At 48.5% G+C, this 19,646-nt stretch carries 17 protein-coding genes; 8 read left to right on the top strand and 9 right to left on the bottom strand.

Annotated elements, in window-relative coordinates; translation table 11 throughout:
- Positions 1-10: 10 nt before the first annotated feature.
- On the top strand, positions 11-1,642 hold the full coding sequence (locus ACED36_RS11175) for an ABC transporter permease (RefSeq protein WP_371733271.1): 1,632 nt from the start codon (positions 11-13) through the stop codon (positions 1,640-1,642).
- Positions 1,639-2,667 carry an ABC transporter ATP-binding protein gene (locus ACED36_RS11170; protein WP_371733270.1) on the top strand — a complete coding sequence of 343 codons (1,029 nt, stop codon included), beginning with the start codon at positions 1,639-1,641 and terminating at the stop codon, positions 2,665-2,667. Before ACED36_RS11175 ends, ACED36_RS11170 begins: the two co-directional genes overlap by 4 nt.
- Before the next feature lie 99 nt (positions 2,668-2,766).
- Here ACED36_RS11170 and ACED36_RS11165 read toward each other — a convergent pair whose 3' ends face one another.
- Positions 2,767-3,372 carry a TetR/AcrR family transcriptional regulator gene (locus tag ACED36_RS11165; protein WP_016960714.1) on the bottom strand — a complete coding sequence of 202 codons (606 nt, stop codon included), beginning with the start codon at positions 3,370-3,372 and terminating at the stop codon, positions 2,767-2,769.
- 245 nt (positions 3,373-3,617) lie between these two features.
- On the opposite strand from ACED36_RS11165, the gene hpt reads away from it, so the two are divergent.
- On the top strand, positions 3,618-4,151 hold the full coding sequence (gene hpt / locus ACED36_RS11160) for a hypoxanthine phosphoribosyltransferase (protein WP_016960713.1): 534 nt from the start codon (positions 3,618-3,620) through the stop codon (positions 4,149-4,151).
- A 64-nt stretch (positions 4,152-4,215) separates the two neighbouring features.
- Here hpt and can read toward each other — a convergent pair whose 3' ends face one another.
- Complete coding sequence (can, locus tag ACED36_RS11155; protein WP_017005483.1) at positions 4,216-4,866, bottom strand: carbonate dehydratase; 651 nt, start codon at positions 4,864-4,866, stop codon at positions 4,216-4,218.
- A gap of 210 nt (positions 4,867-5,076) precedes the next feature.
- On the opposite strand from can, the gene ACED36_RS11150 reads away from it, so the two are divergent.
- Genes ACED36_RS11150 through ACED36_RS11140 form a run of 3 tightly spaced genes read left to right on the top strand, consistent with a single transcriptional unit; the run spans position 5,077 to position 8,437 of the window.
- The gene (locus tag ACED36_RS11150; protein WP_371733269.1) at positions 5,077-6,729 is read left to right on the top strand and encodes a SulP family inorganic anion transporter; all 1,653 of its coding nucleotides are present in this window, start codon (positions 5,077-5,079) and stop codon (positions 6,727-6,729) included.
- 17 nt (positions 6,730-6,746) lie between these two features.
- Complete coding sequence (locus tag ACED36_RS11145; protein WP_371733268.1) at positions 6,747-7,670, top strand: ABC transporter ATP-binding protein; 924 nt, start codon at positions 6,747-6,749, stop codon at positions 7,668-7,670.
- Positions 7,667-8,437: an ABC transporter permease gene (locus ACED36_RS11140; RefSeq protein WP_371733267.1), complete on the top strand. Its 771-nt coding sequence runs from the start codon at positions 7,667-7,669 to the stop codon at positions 8,435-8,437. Before ACED36_RS11145 ends, ACED36_RS11140 begins: the two co-directional genes overlap by 4 nt.
- Before the next feature lie 115 nt (positions 8,438-8,552).
- Here the strand turns inward: ACED36_RS11140 and panC are convergent, their stop codons facing one another.
- The 7 genes from panC to sfsA all read right to left on the bottom strand — a co-directional run bounded on the left by panC (position 8,553) and on the right by sfsA (position 14,501).
- Positions 8,553-9,431 (bottom strand): pantoate--beta-alanine ligase, encoded by an 879-nt coding sequence (gene panC, locus ACED36_RS11135; RefSeq protein WP_371733266.1) that lies wholly within the window; start codon positions 9,429-9,431, stop codon positions 8,553-8,555.
- Positions 9,432-9,445: 14 nt separating this feature from the next.
- Positions 9,446-10,240, bottom strand: a complete 795-nt coding sequence (panB, locus tag ACED36_RS11130; protein WP_371733265.1) for a 3-methyl-2-oxobutanoate hydroxymethyltransferase — start codon at positions 10,238-10,240, stop codon at positions 9,446-9,448.
- Between the two features lie 51 nt (positions 10,241-10,291).
- Positions 10,292-10,774 carry a 2-amino-4-hydroxy-6-hydroxymethyldihydropteridine diphosphokinase gene (gene folK / locus ACED36_RS11125; RefSeq protein ID WP_371733264.1) on the bottom strand — a complete coding sequence of 161 codons (483 nt, stop codon included), beginning with the start codon at positions 10,772-10,774 and terminating at the stop codon, positions 10,292-10,294.
- Complete coding sequence (pcnB, locus tag ACED36_RS11120) at positions 10,771-12,189, bottom strand: polynucleotide adenylyltransferase PcnB (protein WP_083248027.1); 1,419 nt, start codon at positions 12,187-12,189, stop codon at positions 10,771-10,773. The genes folK and pcnB overlap by 4 nt, the downstream gene beginning before the upstream one ends.
- A 68-nt stretch (positions 12,190-12,257) precedes the next feature.
- Entirely contained in the window at positions 12,258-13,130 is an 873-nt protein-coding gene (gene gluQRS, locus ACED36_RS11115) for a tRNA glutamyl-Q(34) synthetase GluQRS (RefSeq protein ID WP_371733263.1), read from the bottom strand.
- A 78-nt stretch (positions 13,131-13,208) separates the two neighbouring features.
- Positions 13,209-13,658: an RNA polymerase-binding protein DksA gene (gene dksA, locus ACED36_RS11110; protein WP_016960702.1), complete on the bottom strand. Its 450-nt coding sequence runs from the start codon at positions 13,656-13,658 to the stop codon at positions 13,209-13,211.
- 120 nt (positions 13,659-13,778) lie between these two features.
- A complete protein-coding gene (sfsA, locus tag ACED36_RS11105; RefSeq protein ID WP_371733262.1) occupies positions 13,779-14,501 on the bottom strand; it encodes a DNA/RNA nuclease SfsA in 723 nt (240 codons plus the stop codon).
- A 161-nt stretch (positions 14,502-14,662) separates the two neighbouring features.
- On the opposite strand from sfsA, the gene hrpB reads away from it, so the two are divergent.
- A complete protein-coding gene (gene hrpB, locus ACED36_RS11100; protein ID WP_371733261.1) occupies positions 14,663-17,122 on the top strand; it encodes an ATP-dependent helicase HrpB in 2,460 nt (819 codons plus the stop codon).
- 11 nt (positions 17,123-17,133) lie between these two features.
- Positions 17,134-19,476, top strand: coding sequence for a penicillin-binding protein 1B (mrcB, locus tag ACED36_RS11095; RefSeq protein ID WP_017007182.1), 2,343 nt, complete (start codon positions 17,134-17,136; stop codon positions 19,474-19,476).
- Positions 19,477-19,646: the final 170 nt, after the last annotated feature.

The following is a 19,646-nucleotide window of genomic DNA, read 5'->3' as shown; positions in this document are numbered from 1 at the left end:
GTAGTAGGCAATGTTAGAACAGAACCGATTTTTGAAAACCAGCAGCTGGGTATTATCCTTACTGCTGGTTTTGCCGATTTTAGCGATCTTCTATACCGCGATAGGTGAATCCGACCAAGTGTTTGGTCACCTGATGTCGACGGTAATGGGTACCTATACCCTCAATACTGCCCTTTTGGTTGTTGGCACCGTGTGTTTGTCACTGCTCATGGGGATCCCTTCAGCGTGGTTAATGGCCAACTATTCGATACCCGGTGATCGCTGGCTTCAGTGGGCACTTGTACTGCCACTCGCGATGCCAGGCTATATCGTGGGTTATATCTATACCGATTGGTTTGATTTTGCTGGCCCCATTCAGATGTTTCTTAGAGACATAACTGGGTGGACATCTGCCGCGCAATATTGGTTTCCTGATTTAAGAACCTTGCCAGGTGCATGTTTTGTACTGTCACTGGTTCTGCACCCATATATCTATTTGCTCGCTCGCGCTGCGTTTATGGAGCAAAGCCTGACGCTCACCCAGTCTGCTCGTCTAATGGGATGCTCGCCGCTGCAAAGCTTTTTCCGTATATCTCTACCACTTGCGCGTCCAGCCATTGCGGTGGGTGCTTCTTTAGTAGCGATGGAAGCGCTTGGAGACTTTGGTACCGTCAGCTATTTTGCCGTGAGTACACTAACGACCGCGGTATACGATACGTGGCTGGGTTACTCCAACCTTAATGCGGCAGCAAAAATATCGGCCATGATGTTGGTGGTGATTTTCTTGCTGATAAGTGCCGAGCGTTACAGTCGCCGCAAGCAAAAACTGTTTAGCCAGAATGTGTCGCCAGACAAGATCGCCAAAACGCCATTACAAGGGAAATACAAATTCCTCGCGACGATATGGTGCTGGGGATTGTTTGTGATCGCTTTTGTTGCTCCGTTGGCTCAACTTGTCATTTACGCGTGGGATTACCATGCGAGTAGCTCGATACAAGATTTCGCGCAATACAGCGTAAACAGCTTATACGTGTCTACTATTGCAGCAGTTGTGGCATTGGTTATCGCGCTTGTCGTTAATTTTTATCGCCGCCTTGCTGGCAATGCGGTCAGTAGCATTCCGATGCGCATGGCATCACTGGGTTATGCCGTGCCAGGAACAGTATTGGCCATTGGTGTCCTTATCTTTTTGACCAGCGCCGATCATCTTATTAATGACATTGCCAAAGCGATGGACTGGGGCAGGCCAGGGCTGCTCTTCTCTGGCACCATGTTTGCGTTGTTAATGGCGTTTGTGGTGCGATTCAGTGCCGTGGCGATTGGCAGTGTGGAATCAAGTTTAGCGAAAGTATCGCCCTCGTTAGATATGGCGGCGCGAACCATGGGCTGCAACGTGCGTGGGATGATCCAGCGTGTGCATCTACCGCTTGTTCGCCGAGGGTGTTTGATTGCCATGCTGCTGGTGTTTATCGAGTCGATGAAAGAACTGAATGCTGCGCTGTTACTGCGCCCGTTTAACTTCGAAACCCTAGCAACTTTCGTGTTCAACTATGCCTCGGATGAGCATCTTGAATATGCAGCGTTGCCCGCGGTGCTTCTGGTACTGGTAGGGCTTGTCCCCCTGATCATGATTAACCGTTCTTTGGAGCAAAGCCACTCATGAGTGATGCGCTAACTGTTAGCAATTTAATCTGTCGTTACAATGGTCAGGCCGTGTTAAGCGACTTGTCGTTTAGCGTTGAAAAAGGCGAGATTGTCTGTTTGTTGGGTGCCAGCGGTTGCGGCAAGACGACATTGTTGAAAGCGATTGCAGGTCTGTTGCCATTAGATAGCGGAAAGATGACCATCAATGGCCGCCCGATCGTGGACGATCACCTCAATGTTCCGCCTGAGCAGCGTAACATCGGCATGATTTTTCAAGATTATGCCTTGTTCCCTCACTTGACCGTGGCTGAAAACGTCTCTTTTGGTTTAACCGGTTGGACGAAAGCTGATGTGACGGCACGGGTGCAAGAAATGCTGGTGTTGGTGAAGCTGGAGGGGTTGGAAGGTCGCTATCCGCACCAATTGTCTGGCGGTCAGCAGCAACGCGTTGCGATTGCTCGTGCACTGGCGTGTAAACCTGACCTTTTATTGCTAGATGAACCTTTTTCAAATATTGACACGCAAGTGCGTCATAGCTTGATTAAGGAAATTCGTAAAATTTTCAAAGAGCAGGGCGTGACGGCGATCTTTGTGACACACAGTCGAGAAGAGGCGTTTGCTTTCGCCGATAAGCTGGCAGTGATGAATCATGGTGTGATTGAGCAATATGGCAATGCCACCACCTTGTATTACCAGCCAAGCAGTCGCTTTGTGGCTGATTTTCTCGGTCACGGTTCGTATGTACCCGTATCACTGAATGGTGACAACTCGATGAGTACTCCATTTGGTGAGTGGCCGATTGAGCACGCTGAAAATGAAACCATGCTCGAATGGCTCATTCGTCCACAAAACCTGACCATTTCATCCGATGCATCGGGTGAAGGGGTCGTGATAGATGCCCAGTTTATGGGAGACAGTTGTCGCTATCTGGTGAAAGTGAATGACCAGACATTGATGGTGTATTCAAACCAGTTACTGGAAATGGGCGATACCGTCAATCTCAATATCCGTCCACACCCGCCTGTCCTGTTTGCTTCGCAGTAAATGTTCGCGGTATATAATGTGCAGACAAAAGAAAACCGGCGAATAGCCGGTTTTTTTAATTAAGCACATTGGTTTACTGCTTAGTACTCAATATTTCGCTTATTTACTGCAAAGCATGTCTATGTAGCCTTCAGCCTGACGGGTTAATGCGTCCTTGTCAGGTTGCTGATGGGCTTGCAAATAAAGTATGTAACATACGCCATCGAACATCCGAGCCATTTCCATGGGCTCTCGATTAGCAGGCAGTGTTTTTGATGCAATGCCTTGCTCAAACAAACTTGCGTATTGCTCCAGTACGACGTTCTTGCCATTGACAAAGTTTGGCCAAATATCCTCACGAATGGAGGTGCTCCATTCAAACCAGACTTTGAGCCACTCTTTATCATCTAATGCCGCATTGATTAATGCTGATGCGACGTGAGATAGGGATGCATGTGCATCGCCGTTGCCAAGTTTAATATTGTGGGAAATGAGTTGTTGAAACTCTTTTTCCGCTTGGTTGAGTACAACATCAACCAACTCTTCACGGGTTGAAAAATAGTTAAATACGGTAGCCACAGAGACATTTGCCATATCGGCGATGTCTGCATGCCCTGCGCGTCCGATGCCGCGCTTTGAAAACACCTCAAGCGCATATCCGAGCAGTTGTTCTTTTCTCTGCTCCGGCGACAATCGGGTTCTTGTACGTCCACTTGAAGTAGCCATCCTGGTTCCTGCCAACTTTAACTCGCTAATAATTTTTGCAATTTGCAATATTTATATAGGTTTAATGTGATATTTAACAACTGCTTGCAAAGTGTACAACAGCAACAAGTTGCAGAACAACGAACTGTCCATATAAAGCGTCGAAATTTTGACGTGTATCGAGAGTAGGCGTCGAGTTTGCACAGTGATAGAATACTCAACCTCATTTACACAGGTAGTCAGGCGGAAAACCGTCGAGGTTTATAATGAAACATACCGTAGAAGTGATGATTTCAGAGCAGGAAGTCCAACAGCGCGTGAAAGTGCTAGGCGCTGAAATTACAGAACACTATAAAGGCTCTGAAGATTTAGTGATGGTGGGCCTATTGCGTGGCTCATTTGTTTTTATGGCAGATCTTGCTCGCGCCATAGAATTGCCACATACCGTTGATTTTATGACAGCCTCTAGCTATGGCAACGCGATGGAAAGTACTCGCGATGTGCGTATTCTGAAAGATTTGGATGATGACATTAAAGGCAAAGACGTGCTTTTGGTCGAGGACATCATCGATACAGGGAATACGCTGAGCAAAGTGTGTGAAATCTTGTCTATTCGTGAGCCTAAGTCTATTCGCATCTGTACCTTGCTAGATAAACCTGAGCGTCGCGAAGTGGATGTTCATGTTGATTGGTATGGCTTTAAAATCCCAGATGAATTTGTTGTGGGTGTAGGTATCGATTACGCTCAGAAATATCGTCATCTGCCATATATTGGCAAAGTCGTTCCATTGGAAGATTGATGGCATGAAAAAAGCGACCACGTTGGTCGCTTTTTTGTATTCACTTTTTATTTCGTTGCTTCGGCTATTTGTCGGGGATCAACTCAGCCATTGCATCTTCATACACCGCTTCTAACGTTTTAAGGCTGTTGGCATTCATACCCAAGTCTTTTAACACGCCATCGCTGATATCATAGAACCAGCCATGTATCTTGACGTCCTGGCCTCGCTCCCATGCTGATCGAAGAATGGTGGAGTTGCCAAGGTTGTATACCTGTTCCGCTACATTTATTTCGCACAGCCTGTTGCCTTGCTCTTCAATGCTGAGGGAGCTTAAGTAGCTTTTGTGCTTGCGGTAAATGTCACGAATATGAAGGAGCCAGTTGTTAATTAGGCCAAGTTCAAGGTTTTCGATTGCGGCATGAACACCACCACAACGGTAATGACCACAGATAATGATGTGTTTGACTTGGAGAACATCCACTGCATATTGCACGACGGACAGGCAATTCAAATCAGTATGAATGACTTGGTTGGCGACGTTTCGGTGAACGAAAAGCTCACCAGAATCTAAGCCAGTCAGCCGCTCTGCGGGAACACGACTGTCTGCGCAACCAATCCATAAGTATTCTGGATGTTGTGATTGAGCAAGCTCGGCAAAGTAAGCCGGACTGTCTTCCTTGATGGTTTTTGACCATTTCACGTTGTTCGCAAAAAGCTGCTTAATTTGTGCCATGAAGACTCCCCTCAAAACTTGCGCTGCGAGACACTATACACCACTCAAGATCATAATTAGATACAATTTAACACTTCCTTCTCAACATATTAGCTCCTCTTACCAGCATTAGCATTGGTATAACAGATCCCTCAAATTGTGTTTCATCGGTATACTAGCGGCGCAATTCGGTGGCTTGCCGAAAAAGGAAGTAATAAAAGGGAGCAAGTTGTGAATTTTGACCGATTCAAACAATGGAGCCTAAAAGGTGACATTTTTGGTGGTGTAACGACCGCGATTATTTCTTTACCTCTCGCACTCGCTTTTGGTGTTGCGTCGGGAGCTGGCGCTGAAGCGGGCTTATGGGGCGCAATTCTCGTTGGATTATTTGCCGCTCTGTTTGGTGGTTCATCAAGTCTGATCTCAGAGCCTACAGGGCCGATGACAGTGATCATGACGGCAGTATTGACGTCGATGATGGCGCGTTATCCGGAAACAGGGTTGGCCATGACCTTTACTGTGGTCATGATGGCAGGTGCATTTCAGGTGCTTCTGGGCACCCTCAAGCTGGGCAAGTACATCACGTTAATGCCCTATAGCGTCATATCCGGTTTTATGTCAGGTATCGGTGTCATTCTAATTTTGCTGCAAATCAGCCCGCTCATGGGGCACGCAGCGCCGGCAGGAGGGGTGATAGGGACACTTCAGGCCTTTCCTGATACCGTCGCTAATCTTAGTTTTAAAGAGCTGTTTCTTGGGCTTTCGACCCTTGCCATTCTTTTCCTCTTTCCTAAAAAATACCGCCGTTATGTACCTGCGCAATTAGTGGCGTTGGTACTTGTCACTTTACTTTCACTGATGTTGTTCGACCTCAACAGTATTCGCCGAATAGGTGAAATTCCTACAGGTCTACCTTCAATGGTTATGCCCACCTTTACGCCAGAAATGCTCACAACCATGGTGATTGACGCGCTGGTTCTAGGCACGCTCGGTTGTATTGATACCTTGCTGACTGCGGTTATCGCGGATTCATTGACTCGTGAAGAGCACAACTCAGATAAAGAGCTGCGTGGTCAAGGCATTGCAAACATGATTTCGGGTCTGTTTGGTGCATTGCCTGGCGCAGGTGCCACCATGGGAACTGTGGTGAATGTGCAGGTGGGGGCGCGTTCACCGCTTTCGGGAATCGTTCGCGCCTTGATCCTTGCAGCGGTGGTATTGGTGGCCGGCTTTTTAACCGAACCGATTCCAATGGCTGTGTTGGCGGGTATTGCTTTGTATGTCGGTATCAACATACTTGATTGGAGTTTTTTGCAACGAGCGCACAAGGTCAGTTTGCATCAAACCGCCATCATGTATGGAGTGATGGCATTAACTGTGTTTGTGGATTTGATTGTGGCGGTGGGGCTTGGGGTTTTTATCTCCAACATCGTGATTATTGAGCGTTTGAGTCGCGAGCAGGCGAAGCAAGTGAAAGCCATCAGTGATGCCGATGATGATGATGTGCCCCTGAGTGAAGACGAACGGGCGCTATTAGACAGTTCTGATGGAAAGGTGTTGTTTTTCTATCTGTCCGGCCCAATGATCTTCAGCGTATCAAAAGCTATTTCGCGGCAACATGCCCGAATTGGTGAATATCGTGTCATGATTTTGGATTTGAGCGATGTGCCTCTGATCGACATGACCGTTGGTCTTGCGCTTGAAAATGCCATCAAAGATGCCCGTGAAGTGAACTGCACCGTTTTCCTTTTATGTCCTCATCAGCAAACAAGAGAGCAATTGGAACGCCTTCATGTGGGTGATTGGGTCAATGATGCGCACACGTTCGACTCTCGTCACGACGCATTGCATGCCGCAAAGCGGTTAACGGAAGTCATGCCTTAAAAGAATTAAAACTATTTATGAAAGCAATCGAGATAGATAACCTGATCAAAGTGTATGGCAAGGATGTTCATGCACTTAAAGGCGTGTCGTTATCGGTACAACAGGGTGATTTTTATGCCCTGCTGGGCCCTAACGGCGCAGGAAAGTCCACCACCATTGGCATTATTAGCTCTTTGGTGAATAAGACGTCCGGCAAAGTGAAAATTTTTGGTTACGACATTGATACTCATCTTGTTGATGCCAAAAGGCAGCTTGGCTTGGTGCCGCAAGAGTTTAATTTCAACCAATACGAAAAGGTTGAACAAATTCTTCTCAACCAAGCGGGATACTACGGCGTTGATCGTGCAGAAGCGAAAGTGCGTTCGAAGAAGTACCTAACACTGCTGGATTTGTGGGAGAAGCGTGATGAACCTTCTCGAACGTTATCTGGTGGCATGAAACGTAGGTTGATGATTGCACGTGCATTGATGCATGAGCCTAAGCTTCTTATTCTTGATGAACCCACAGCGGGCGTTGACATCGAATTACGTCGCTCAATGTGGACGTTTTTGAAGGAAATCAACGAGCAAGGTATCACCATTATCTTGACCACCCATTACCTCGAAGAGGCGGAAATGCTGTGTCGAAACATCGGCATTATTAACCGTGGCGAGTTGGTGGAAGATACGTCGATGAAGGCGCTGCTGAAAAAACTGGATGTGGAAACCTTCGTGTTAGACCTTGCGCCAGACAGCAAGGTGACGACGTTAGAAAACGTAAAGTGGCAGCAAGTTGATGATCACACGTTGGAAGTGGAAATCCATAAAAACACGGGGTTGAATACAGTGTTTGCACAGTTGTCAGAACAAGGTATCCAAGTGCAATCTATGCGAAACAAAGCGAACCGATTGGAAGAACTCTTCGTGAATTTAGTGCGCAACAGCGAGGGGACTTCTGCATGAACAAAGCCTATTGGGTCGCTTTTAAAAGCTTGCTGATCAAAGAAATTACGCGATACAGCCGCATTTGGGTGCAAACTTTGGTACCCCCCGCCATTACCATGACTTTGTATTTCGTCATCTTCGGTAACCTTATCGGTAGCCGCATCGGTGAGATGGGCGGTTTTAGTTATATGGCGTATATCGTGCCGGGTTTGATCATGATGTCGGTGATCACCAATTCATATTCGAATGTCGCCTCGTCATTCTTTAGCACCAAAATGCAGCGCAACATTGAAGAGCTAATGGTCGCGCCTGTGCCGAATTACATCATTATCGCGGGCTATGTGGGCGGCGGAGTGAGCCGTGGTTTGGCCGTTGGGCTTATCGTGTCGGTAGTATCGATGTTTTTTGTCGATCTGCACATCGCTCATCTTGGCGTGATTGTCGCGACAGTCTTGCTCACGTCGATCTTGTTTTCTCTCGGCGGTTTGATTAACGCGGTGTATGCGAAAACGTTCGATGACATCAGTATCATTCCAACGTTTATCCTGACACCGTTGACCTACCTTGGCGGTGTATTCTATTCGCTGTCCTTATTACCTGAATTCTGGCAGGGCGTGTCTAAGCTAAATCCTATTGTTTACATGGTGAATGCTTTCCGTTATGGCTTCTTGGGCGTGTCAGATGTGAGTATCTATACCTCATTTTCCGTGCTCATTGGGGCGATTGCTGTGTTGTATACCATCGCGTGGTATCTCATTAGTCGAGGTATTGGTTTAAGAAGCTAGTCACCCGAAATCACAACATGAGTTTGCATCAACGGGTGCGTTTGATGCGAAAAAGCAAAAACCGCCTTTCGGCGGTTTTTGTTTATCTCGTGTTTATTCGGTGTTGCGCTTTGCATCACTCTTCGCTGTCATCGCTGGTGGGCGGCGCTAAGTCCACACTCAGGTTGTCGATGAGACGCACTTGTCCAAGCATGCACGACGCAAGGATAACCGCTTTGCAAGACTGCTCCACGATAGGCAACAGAGTATGAGCATCACGAATGAAAATGTCATCGGGCTCCAAGCCTGCGGCTCGAAGTTGGTCGTTGCCATCAAGGATCAATTCACTGTAATCGGTGCGACCACCGCGCATTTGGCTGCTCATCCAACGAAGTGTTTTGGCGAGTACGGGCGCACGTTGACGCTCGTCAACCGTCAAGCGAGTGTTTCGACTACTCATTGCCAGACCATCCATTTCACGTACCGTGGGTACGGGAACAATTTCAACCGGCATACACAGGTCGTTGACCATTTTGTTGATCACGGCAAGTTGTTGGTAGTCTTTCTCACCAAAGCAGGCAACATCAGGCTGAACCATGTTAAATAGCTTGCTGACGACCGTCGCGACACCTTTGAAGTGTCCTGGTCGTGATGATCCTTCAAGAATGCTCGAAAGGCCAGGTACATCAACAAATGAGTGTTGTTCCATGCCATTGGGGTACATCATCTCTGGGGATGGTGTAAACACCACTTCTACCCCTTCGCTGTTTAGCTTGGCAACATCTTCATCTAAGGTACGAGGGTAGGCGGCTAAATCATCTGCTTTGTCGAATTGCATAGGGTTGACGAAAATGCTGACTACCACAATATCGGCGTTTTCACGCGCTCGTCGAACCAAAGTTAGGTGTCCATCGTGAAGATGCCCCATGGTAGGGACGAATGCAATTCGCTGCCCGTCACGACGCCATTGAAGGATCTGATCTCGTAGTGGGGCAATGTCAGCGATCACTTGCATAAATTCAGCATTCCTTAATTAAACGTCTGCTCTGGGCCAGGAAACTCGCCAGTTGCAACTTCTTCGATATATCGCGAAACGGCTTGACGCATGTCGCCTGTGCTCGCGAGGTAGTTTTTTGAAAAGCGCGGAATGTAGTTGGCTGAAATGCCAAACATGTCGTGCATCACCAGAATTTGACCATCGGTCGCGTTGCCCGCACCAATGCCAATCACAGGGACGCGCACGGCGTCAGTGATACGTGCGGCTAAGGCTTTAGGTACGCATTCCAGCAAAATAACTTGTGCACCTGCTTCTTCTAATGCCAAAGCATCTTGTACCATTTGCTCTGCTTTGACTTCGTCACGACCTTGCACTCTGAAACCACCAAAAACATTGACAGATTGAGGTGTTAGACCAAGGTGAGCACATACAGGTACGGCACGCTGAGTCAACATGGTTACGGTCTCGGCAAGCCAAGCGCCGCCTTCCAGTTTCACCATATTGGCGCCAGCCTTTATTAATTCGGCGGCATTAGCGCAGGCTTGCTCTGGCGTGGCAAAAGACATGAAAGGCATGTCAGCCATTAGGAGGCAATTTGGGCTTCCTGCACGAACGCTACGCGTATGGTAGGCAATTTCATCAACGGATACGGTCAGGGTGTCACTTTTACCCTGCAATACCATACCGAGTGAATCGCCAACAAGCAGAACGGGCATTTCTTGTGCTTCAAAAAGTTGAGCAAAGCTAGCATCATAAGCCGTTGCCGAGGCAAATTTACGTCCCTCTTGCTTCCATGCCATTAAGGTATTTATCGTAATTTTTTTCATATCGTCTCCCAAACCCTGCTTGCTAAGGTGTTGATGCTGAGGCTTTTGTGCTTACGCGATAGCAGTCAGACCGTTCTTATCCGTGACGGCGACTAAATCGGCGACAGCACTGCCATCGGGCAGGTGCAAGTCAGGGGCTATTTCGGCGAGAGGGAAAAGCACGAATTCCCGTACTTTCATCCCGTAGTGTGGAACGGTTAACCGTTCACTCTCTAGTTGGACATCACCATAAAGGAGAATATCCAAATCTAGTGTTCGTGGTCCCCAGCGCTCATCTTTGCGCTCTCGACCAAACGCCAACTCAATACGTTGTGTGTGATCAAGAAGATCCAACGGAAGCAGTTTTGTGTCAATAGAAACCACTGCATTCACGTAGTCAGGTTGGTCTGAGGGACCCATCGGCTTACTACTATAGAGCAATGAACAAGCAATCAGTTGGCTGTCCGGTAATTGCGACAGTGCTTCAATAGCACACTGCGCTTTTTCTACCGGATTACCCAGATTGCTGCCTATCGCTATGTAAGCTCGGATCATGATTCTTGAGTCGGCTTCCGGCGACGCGGCTTGGCTTTACGACGACGGCGTACTTTCTTGGCCGAGCTGGCTTTGTTCAGCACTTGCACCATGTCGTTACGTCCATCACGGTCAGCTTTTTGGAAGTCATCCCACCACTGCGCCAGTTCTTGCAACTGACCGCCTTCGATTTCACCACGCATCTCAAGGAAATCAAACGCAGCGCGGAACTTGTTTTGTTCCAGTAGCTTGTATGCGCGAGTGCCAGAACGACGGCTCAGGCGAAGCTGAAGTTGCCAGATGTCTCGGATCATGGCGGTAAATCGACGTGGAATAGCAATGCTTTTAACTTGCTCGTCCAGTATGTCGTTTGCCGCGACCATAAAGGCATCGTAGTAACTTAGACCGCTTTCGAAGGCAATTTCTTCCGCGCGAGTTTCTAGCGGGTACCATAGCATCGCGGCAAACATAAAGGCCGGATTGATACGTTGTTCGCTAGCAACACGTTCATCTGTTGATTTCAGCACAAGCTCTATCATTTGCTCGCACTTGCTGTTGCGATCTTCGGTGAAGTGTTCACTCAAGATAGGAAACAGCGGCGTAAATAGATTGAAATCACGCAACAGTTTGTAGGTCTGTGAACCGTAACCAGACTGAAGCAGTTTCAAGCTTTCTTCAAACAGACGCGCAGCGGGAATATCCCGCAACAAATGAGCCAGCGCTGGAATTGGAGCAGCAGTGGCTTCATTCACTGTCATGTCTAGCTTGGCAGCAAAGCGCACGGCGCGAAGCATGCGAACCGGATCTTCACGATAGCGTGTTTCTGGATCGCCAATAAGGCGTATCACGCGATTGTTAAGGTCTTCAACACCGCCAGCATAATCGCGTATCGAGAAATCGTCGATGTTGTAATACAGGGCATTAACGGTGAAGTCGCGGCGTTCGGCATCTTCATCAATAGAGCCATAGACGTTGTCTCGAAGTAGCATGCCATCATTTGATTGACTGGCATTCTTTTCGCCCTTTTCACTTTTTTCACCTTTCTCGCCCTTTTCGCTGCCGTGGTGTCCACGGAACGTTGCCACTTCAATGACATCTCGTCCAAAAAGGATATGAGCAAGGCGGAAGCGACGGCCGACTAAACGGCAGTTACGGAAAAGCTTACGTACCTCTTCCGGGGTCGCATTGGTTGCGATATCGAAGTCTTTTGGTTGCGTATTTAGCATTAAATCACGCACGCCGCCGCCAACAAGATATGCCTCAAAACCCGCTTTATTCAGGCGGTAAAGCACTTTCAGCGCATTTTCGCTGATACCTTTTCTTGATATACCGTGCTCTTGGCGAGGAATAACTTCAAGCTTTAGGTCAGTAACCTCGCGTGTTTTGTTATCGCGATTCAATACCTTACGGCAAAAGCTGGTAACTCGATTAAAGATAACTCACCTCGTATTTGACAGGTCGGTCTATAAAAACGACGGCATATCATATATCACGCCCTCGCATTTTAGAAAGCTGTAATCACTTCCGTGGCAATTGGCAATTTACGGATCTGCCAATTTTCGATGCCCCAAAGTAACAATTCTTCCCTATTCGCACCGTGTAAATCGACGGGAACGTGATGACCTAAAAAGGCCATTGCCGCTTCCAAGGCTGGGCCTGGATTTGCGTTGTCGATTGCTGGTGCGTGGTTTTGTTTAGAAAGCTTATTCCCGTCAGCGTTGAGTGCAAGTGGCAAATGCAAATAACTGACAGGGGATGCGTGGAGTTTCTGATAAAGAGAAACTTGTCTGCCAGTCGGCTCGATCAGATCGGCGCCTCTGACAACTTCGGTCACACCTTGATAAATATCGTCCAAGACAACAGCAAGATTATACGCGAATAAACCATCACGACGTTTGATTATAAAATCTTCTGTCGCCATGGTGCTATCCATTTGTATGGTGCCATGTTTGATGTCGATGAATTCAGCAACGGGATTATCGATACAAATACGTACGGCGGAATGTTCGCTATTTAAGGTTCTATGGCGACACGTGCCGAGGTAAATTCCACCTGAATCCTTGATTTGTCTGCGTGTACATTGGCAGTAGTAGGCGTTTTCATCATTCAGCCATGTCTCGATTTGAGATTGATAGGCGTCATAGCGTGTGTGTTGATACAACACGGTGTCGTCCCAATGCAAACCGTAGGCATCTAGCGTGTGTAAAATCGCGTCGGCGGAGCCTTTTACTTCACGTGGTGGATCAATGTCTTCTATACGTACTAGCCAATGCCCTTGATTGGCACGTGCTTGCAAGTAACTGCCGAGAGCAGCGACCAGTGATCCAAAATGGAGAGGACCTGAAGGAGAAGGGGCAAAGCGCCCGACGTACTGCATGGTGATTTAACCTACCGTAAAAAGGAAAAAGGGAGCATCCGCTCCCTTTTTGCCATTAATCTCGATGAAGCGGTAGGCTTAGCCTGCCATTTGCTTCTCTTTGATCTCTGCCAAAGTTTTGCAATCGATGCACATATCTGCGGTCGGGCGAGCTTCAAGGCGGCGAACGCCAATCTCTACACCACATGAATCGCAGAAGCCGAAATCGTCGTCTTCCAGACGTTGCAATGTTTTGTCAATTTTCTTGATCAGCTTACGCTCACGGTCACGGTTGCGTAGTTCAAGGCTGAATTCTTCTTCTTGTGCAGCACGGTCTACTGGATCAGGGAAGTTTGCTGCTTCGTCTTGCATATGGTGCACAGTACGGTCAACTTCTTCTCTGAGCTGGTTGCGCCACGCTTGGAGGATTTTACGGAAATGATCTACTTGTAGATCATTCATGTATTCCTCGCCAGCCTTCTCTTGGTAAGGTTCTAACCCAGCCGTAGCCAGGATGCCTAGCGATCTTTTAACTTTGCTTTCTGGCATGTAAGCGTTCTCCTAAATACACCCTGACCTGCTTGGTCAAAAGAGGGCGGTATCTATATCAGAAACCCTATAGTGAGGCAATCTTTGTTTTTGCCTCATGTAATCCCAGTGTGAAGATGTCTACATTTTTTCTCGAAACTGGGAAAACAGGACCCTATTATTTATGCTCATCATCTCTGATGAGAGTGAGGCTTGATAACACAGAATTTCTACACCAAGCGACTCTGCTTCTATAAGTAACTGATTATAGACCGCATCTATATGTTTTGCAGGTGAAACCTTGTCAATGCCAGAGTGAAGCACTGCGAAGAGGAGAACGGCACGTTTTCCTTGTTGCGCCAAGGTTGCTAATTCTCTGAGGTGTTTTTGGCCTCGCGTTGTGACTGTATCGGGAAAATAGCCCTGATCATTGTCTTCGAGTAATGTGACACTTTTCACTTCTATATAGCAGTCTTCTCGCGTCGGGGATTGCAACAAGACATCGATTCGGCTTTTTTCTTCTCCGTAAGCCACTTCAGTTCGAAGGGTGGGGTAACCTTCAAGCTCTTTTATTGCACCTTCTTTTATTGCCTCAACAACCAAACGGTTTGCCTGCGCAGTGTTGACGCAAATCATATGGCCCGCTTTTGTTTCAGTCAGCTCCCAACTGTTTGGGTATTTGCGCTTCACGTTATCTGATGTGGAATACCACACTTTGTCGCCCGGAGTCGCACAGCCTGTCATTGCCCCAGTATTAGCACAATGAATGGTACGTTCACTGTCATCGGGCAATTGCACGTCTGCCAGAAAGCGTTTGTAGCGGCGAAGTAGGGTCGCTGATTTTAAAGCGGGTTCAAATTTCATGGACGTCCTTGCTGTGCGAATGAAATACGCATTGTAATTCTGAAAGTGCCCTGCGATTGAGGCAGTGAATACAGTGTCTTCGTTTTGGTGGTATCTGAACCCTGCATCTTGAAGTGACTCGGGTATACTCTGCAGGTAATTCTGACACAAAGGCTTTTGATTTGTCACAGCTCCCCATCGATAGCGTCCTTGATGACGTGATATCTGCATTGCACACTTGTTCACATGTGATTTTACAAGCACCGCCGGGCGCGGGTAAGTCAACACGCTTGCCGCTGGTACTGCTAGAGCGAGAGGTTTTCGACGGAAAAATTATCCTGCTTGAACCCCGTCGTCTTGCCGCGCGTAACATTGCTCGCTTTCTCGCATCGCAACGCGGAGAGCGAGTCGGCGAAACCGTTGGCTTGCGCGTTCGCGGTGAAACCCGTGTAAGTGACAAAACTCGCATTGAAATTGTCACCGAAGGGGTGCTGACAAAAATGATCCAATCTGACCCTGAGCTTGAGGGTGTCAGCTTGGTGATTTTTGATGAGTTCCATGAGCGAAGCTTACACGCTGATTTGGCGCTAGCACTCTCACTGGATGTTCAAGCGGGGCTGCGCGATGACCTGACCTTACTGGTGATGTCTGCCACGCTCGATAGCGACGCGTTAAGTGGGTTGTTACCTGATGCTGCCGTTGTGTCTTCTGAAGGTCGAAGTTTTCCTGTCGAGGCCCGCTATTTCACAATTGCTCGCCAGTACGGTTATGAAAGTGCCGTTGCCAGTGCAATAGCCAAACTCATTAATAAAGAGGAAGGTTCGGCACTGGTCTTCTTGCCGGGTGTGGCAGAAATCAAACGTACTGCCAGTGCGCTGGCTGAAATTGTCCCAAGCCATGTGATGATTTGTCCTTTATATGGGCAGCTTTCCGCCAACGAACAACAAGACGCGATTGCGCCAGCGCCCAATGGCAAACGTAAAGTGGTACTGGCGACCAATATTGCCGAAACCAGTTTGACCATTGAAGGTATTCGCTTAGTGGTGGATTCAGGCTTAGAGCGCGTTGCGCGGTTTAATCGTAAATCTGGGATCACCAAGCTGGAAACGGTTCAGATTTCTCGCTCATCCGCCATTCAGCGAATGGGGCGAGCAGGGCGATTATCCGAGGGGATTTGCCTTCGTCTATATAGTGAAGATACTTTCCAGCGTATGCGAGCCGTGCCTGATCCTGAAATTGTCACCAGCGATCTGATGCAACTGGTTTTGGAGGTTGTGCTGTGGGGCTGTGGTGCGCAAGATTTGCAATGGCTTGACCTTCCGCCCACGGCACATTGGCAGCAAGCCGTTAAGCTACTTCAGCAATTGGGCGTACTTGATATAAATAGTGCGTTGACCGCCAAAGGCAAGAAGGTGGTGGCGTTTGGCACGGACGCACGACTCGGGGCCATGCTCTATACCGCCAACATGCTTGGGGATGACGCTATCTCAACGGCATGTTGGCTAGCTGCTTGGGCAGAAGAGCCACTTCGTGGAAAGACAGAGCCTGACTTAAGACTGCAACTTTCCATGATTGCTGCGCAGAAAGGACCGCATCGACAACGGGCTTCTCAGCTTGCGGGCCGTTTGGGGGCAATATTGTCTTCAGACATTAACCCACATATCTTGCCTGTGCTGGCCGCGTCGGCGTGGCCTGACCGTATCGCTAAATCTCGAGGCAACAATGGTCGCTTCTTATTAAGTAACGGCCATGGTGCGCAGATCGATGCCGATCATCCGCTCTCAGGCGAAGAGGCTTTGATCGCCGTTGATCTTATGAGTGTGTCGCAAGGCGATAGCCGTATTTTCACTGCATGCAGAGCTGACTTTTCAACGCTACAAACCCTGCAGCCTTCACTGTTTTCTCAGCGAGAGTGGGTAGACTGGGATGATAAAAAAGGCGCATTGGTCGCGGAAATGCAAATGTGCTGTGGCGAGATTATCCTGTCACGCAAACCCATCACTCAGCGAAACGATGAGATGATGACGCAAGCATTACTGCATGCCATCAAACGAAAAGGTTTGGCTTGTTTGGATTTGCCGAAAAAAGCGGAAAGTCTGTTGGTCCGTGCGCGTTGTGCACTGGCGTGGCAACTGCCAATTAGCCTGCCTGCGCTTGACGAGGAAAGCATGCTTTCTTCGTTGGATGAGTGGCTAGCGCCTTTTATGACGGGCGTGCGCTCAATGAAGGACCTGAAAAAAGTCGATATCTTTAGTGCGCTGGAAGCGTGGTTTGGTTGGGCGACGACCAAAGAGCTGAACCGATTGTTGCCAGAAACGTATCAAGTGCCAACGGGGTGTCGACACGCTATTCGTTATCAACTCGATCAAAAACCAACGCTCGCGGTACGTATGCAGGAAATGTATGGGCAGGCGCAGTCTCCTGCGATTGCTGATGGCAAGGTGACTTTGCTGGTGGAATTACTGAGTCCCGCGCAACGCCCTTTGCAGATCACGCAAGATCTCGCGGGCTTTTGGCAAGGCACATACCGTGACGTGCAAAAAGAAATGAAGGGTAGATACCCGAAACATGTGTGGCCGGACGATCCTGCGAATCATCAGCCGACGACATTAACCAAACGCCATTTTAAACCGGACGCCTGAACCCCACATTCATGACTAAACAGACTCCCAAGAAAACCACGAGCCGCACGCGTAAATCTTCTACGCCCGCGGCCAAGAAGAAAAAAACGCCACCGTCAAAAGGCTGGGGCAAGAAACTGCTGTCTCTGGGCTTTAAGTTAGGGCTAGTGGGTATCGCAGCCCTCGCCATTCTGGGTATTTACCTTGATGGGAAAATTCGCGACCGCTTTGACGGACAGATCTGGCAACTGCCTGCGGTGGTTTATGGACGAATATTACATCTAGCGCCTGGTGATTCGGTCGATATCACCACCTTAAAGCGTGAATTAGACCTGCTCAATTACAATAAAGTGCGTTCACCGACTCGTGCTGGGGAATATTCTGCTTCCAAAACACGCGTCGAAATTATTCGTCGTCCTTTCGAGTTTGAAGATGGGCCAGAGAGTGCACAGCATGTGATGCTAACGTTTGACGCGCAAGGTGTTACCTCTATTAAGCAACTCGATAGCGGCAAACAACGCGGCTATTTGCGCATAGAGCCTAAACTGCTCGGCATGATGGAGTCCAACACTGACGAGCAACGTATCTTTATGCCTCGTGAGCGTTTCCCTGAATTTTTGGTTGATGCTTTACTCACAACCGAAGACCGTGATTTCTACCACCATGACGGCGTGTCGCCATTAGCCATCGCTCGCGCCATGGTCGTAAACTTGAAAGCAGGACGTACCGTGCAAGGTGGTTCAACCTTGACGCAGCAGTTGGCTAAAAACCTGTTTCTCACCCGTGACCGCACCCTGTGGCGCAAAGTGCAGGAAGCGTACATTGCGATTATTCTCGATTATCGATATAGCAAAGACCGTATTCTGGAAGCCTATCTCAATGAAGTCTATTTAGGTCAAGCGCGTGGGCAGGCGGTACATGGTTTCCCGTTAGGGGCAAGGCTCTATTTTGGTCGTCCGATCGAAGAGCTACGTATTGATCAATTGGCGATGCTGGTGGGCACGGTAAAAGGACCTTCTTACTATAACCCTTGGCGCCACCCTGAACGTGCGCAAGAGCGTCGAGATCTCATCTTACGAATGATGATGGAAAATGGTGTGCTGACTGCCAACCAGTATGCGCAAGCCGCTGCGCGTAAACTCGATGTGCAGAAATCGCCAAGCCTTAATAGCAGGCAGCCCGCTTATTTTGAGCAGCTGACGCGCGAAATTCGAGAGCGAGTCGGGAGTGACTTCAACCCTGAAAGTGGCCTCCGTGTATTCAGTACCTTAGATCCACTGTCACAGTCGTTGATTGAAAAGACCGTGGTTAACAAGGTTAAGGCGCTGAAGAAGGTGGCTGGAGAGGAATTGGAAGCCGCCGTTGTCATTGCTGATCGCCAGAGCGGTGAAATCCGCGCCATGGTGGGCGGCAGTCGTCCCGGCTATGCGGGTTTCAACCGTGCACTGAATGGCAGTCGCCAGATTGGTTCGTTGTCCAAACCAGCGGTTTACTTAGCCGCATTGTCCCAGCCTGATAAATATAACCTTGCGACACCACTTGATGACAAGCCTTTGGTGCTCAAGGGCGATCAAGGCAGCGAATGGCGTCCGCGTAATTACGACAGAAAATACCGTGGTCAAGTGCCTTTACTTCAAGCATTAGCGCACTCTTATAACATACCTACCGTTAATCTTGGCTTGGCGTTAGGGCTAGATAAGGTCGTGTCCACCTTTAATGATTTGGGCGTGAACCCAGATCAGATAACCCGCGTACCTTCATTACTGCTAGGGGCATTTACTTTAACGCCGATGGAAGTCACGCAAATGTTCCAAACGCTAGGCAGTGGTGGACGCAAGGCAGAACTGACGGCACTAAGAGCTGTCGTGACCCTAGAAGGCCAAGTGCTTTATCGCAATTGGCCTAAATCAAGCCAAACCCTACCTGAGCAAGCCAGTTGGCTGACCATGTACGCCATGAAGCATGTTGTCAAAGAAGGTACGGCACGATATCTCAATACGTCTCTTGCTTGGGCGTCATTGGCAGGGAAAACGGGGACCACAGATAAAAACCGAGACAGCTGGTACGTCGGTATTGATGGGCGCGAAGTGGTGACGGTATGGTTGGGGAGAGATGACAATAAGCCAACGAAACTCACCGGCTCTTCGGGTGCATTGCGTGTTTACACCGATTACATCACGGCGAGACAGCCAAAAAAGCTCATTTTGAATTGGCCTTCTGAAGTCGCTAGCGTGCCGTATCAAGTACAGGAAGGACAATACGTGACGAATTGCTTTAGCAAACAGAAATTACCAATGTGGGATCCGAAAGGATACTGGCGCAAGCGTTGTGATAAACCGGACCCGGTGGGGTGGTTTAATAGTTTGTTTGATTGAGGCATTAAGCTAGGAATAACAGCCCCTAGGAAAGGAAAATCCTAGGGGCTGGGAGGCGAACATATTCAAAATCCAGATACGAAAAAGCCTCGTCAATGACGAGGCTTTCGTAAAGATGGTGCCGGCTACCGGAGTCGAACTGGTGACCTACTGATTACAAGTCAGTTGCT

The organism is Enterovibrio sp. FF113, assembly GCF_041439165.1.
Lineage (GTDB): Bacteria > Pseudomonadota > Gammaproteobacteria > Enterobacterales > Vibrionaceae > Enterovibrio > Enterovibrio norvegicus_A.
The sequence above is the reverse complement of the archived record's forward strand: the minus strand, read 5'-3'. Positions and strand labels throughout refer to the sequence as shown.

Excerpts from the sequence above, each read along its gene's own strand:
- ACED36_RS11175 (WP_371733271.1), top strand. The coding sequence starts at position 11 with ATGTTAGAACAGAACCGATTTTTGAAAACCAGCAGCTGGGTATTATCC.
- ACED36_RS11170 (WP_371733270.1), top strand. The coding sequence starts at position 1,639 with ATGAGTGATGCGCTAACTGTTAGCAATTTAATCTGTCGTTACAATGGT.
- ACED36_RS11165 (WP_016960714.1), bottom strand. The coding sequence starts at position 3,372 with ATGGCTACTTCAAGTGGACGTACAAGAACCCGATTGTCGCCGGAGCAG.
- hpt (WP_016960713.1), top strand. The coding sequence starts at position 3,618 with ATGAAACATACCGTAGAAGTGATGATTTCAGAGCAGGAAGTCCAACAG.
- can (WP_017005483.1), bottom strand. The coding sequence starts at position 4,866 with ATGGCACAAATTAAGCAGCTTTTTGCGAACAACGTGAAATGGTCAAAA.
- ACED36_RS11145 (WP_371733268.1), top strand. The coding sequence starts at position 6,747 with ATGAAAGCAATCGAGATAGATAACCTGATCAAAGTGTATGGCAAGGAT.
- ACED36_RS11140 (WP_371733267.1), top strand. The coding sequence starts at position 7,667 with ATGAACAAAGCCTATTGGGTCGCTTTTAAAAGCTTGCTGATCAAAGAA.
- panC (WP_371733266.1), bottom strand. The coding sequence starts at position 9,431 with ATGCAAGTGATCGCTGACATTGCCCCACTACGAGATCAGATCCTTCAA.
- panB (WP_371733265.1), bottom strand. The coding sequence starts at position 10,240 with ATGAAAAAAATTACGATAAATACCTTAATGGCATGGAAGCAAGAGGGA.
- folK (WP_371733264.1), bottom strand. The coding sequence starts at position 10,774 with ATGATCCGAGCTTACATAGCGATAGGCAGCAATCTGGGTAATCCGGTA.
- gluQRS (WP_371733263.1), bottom strand. The coding sequence starts at position 13,130 with ATGCAGTACGTCGGGCGCTTTGCCCCTTCTCCTTCAGGTCCTCTCCAT.
- dksA (WP_016960702.1), bottom strand. The coding sequence starts at position 13,658 with ATGCCAGAAAGCAAAGTTAAAAGATCGCTAGGCATCCTGGCTACGGCT.
- sfsA (WP_371733262.1), bottom strand. The coding sequence starts at position 14,501 with ATGAAATTTGAACCCGCTTTAAAATCAGCGACCCTACTTCGCCGCTAC.
- mrcB (WP_017007182.1), top strand. The coding sequence starts at position 17,134 with ATGACTAAACAGACTCCCAAGAAAACCACGAGCCGCACGCGTAAATCT.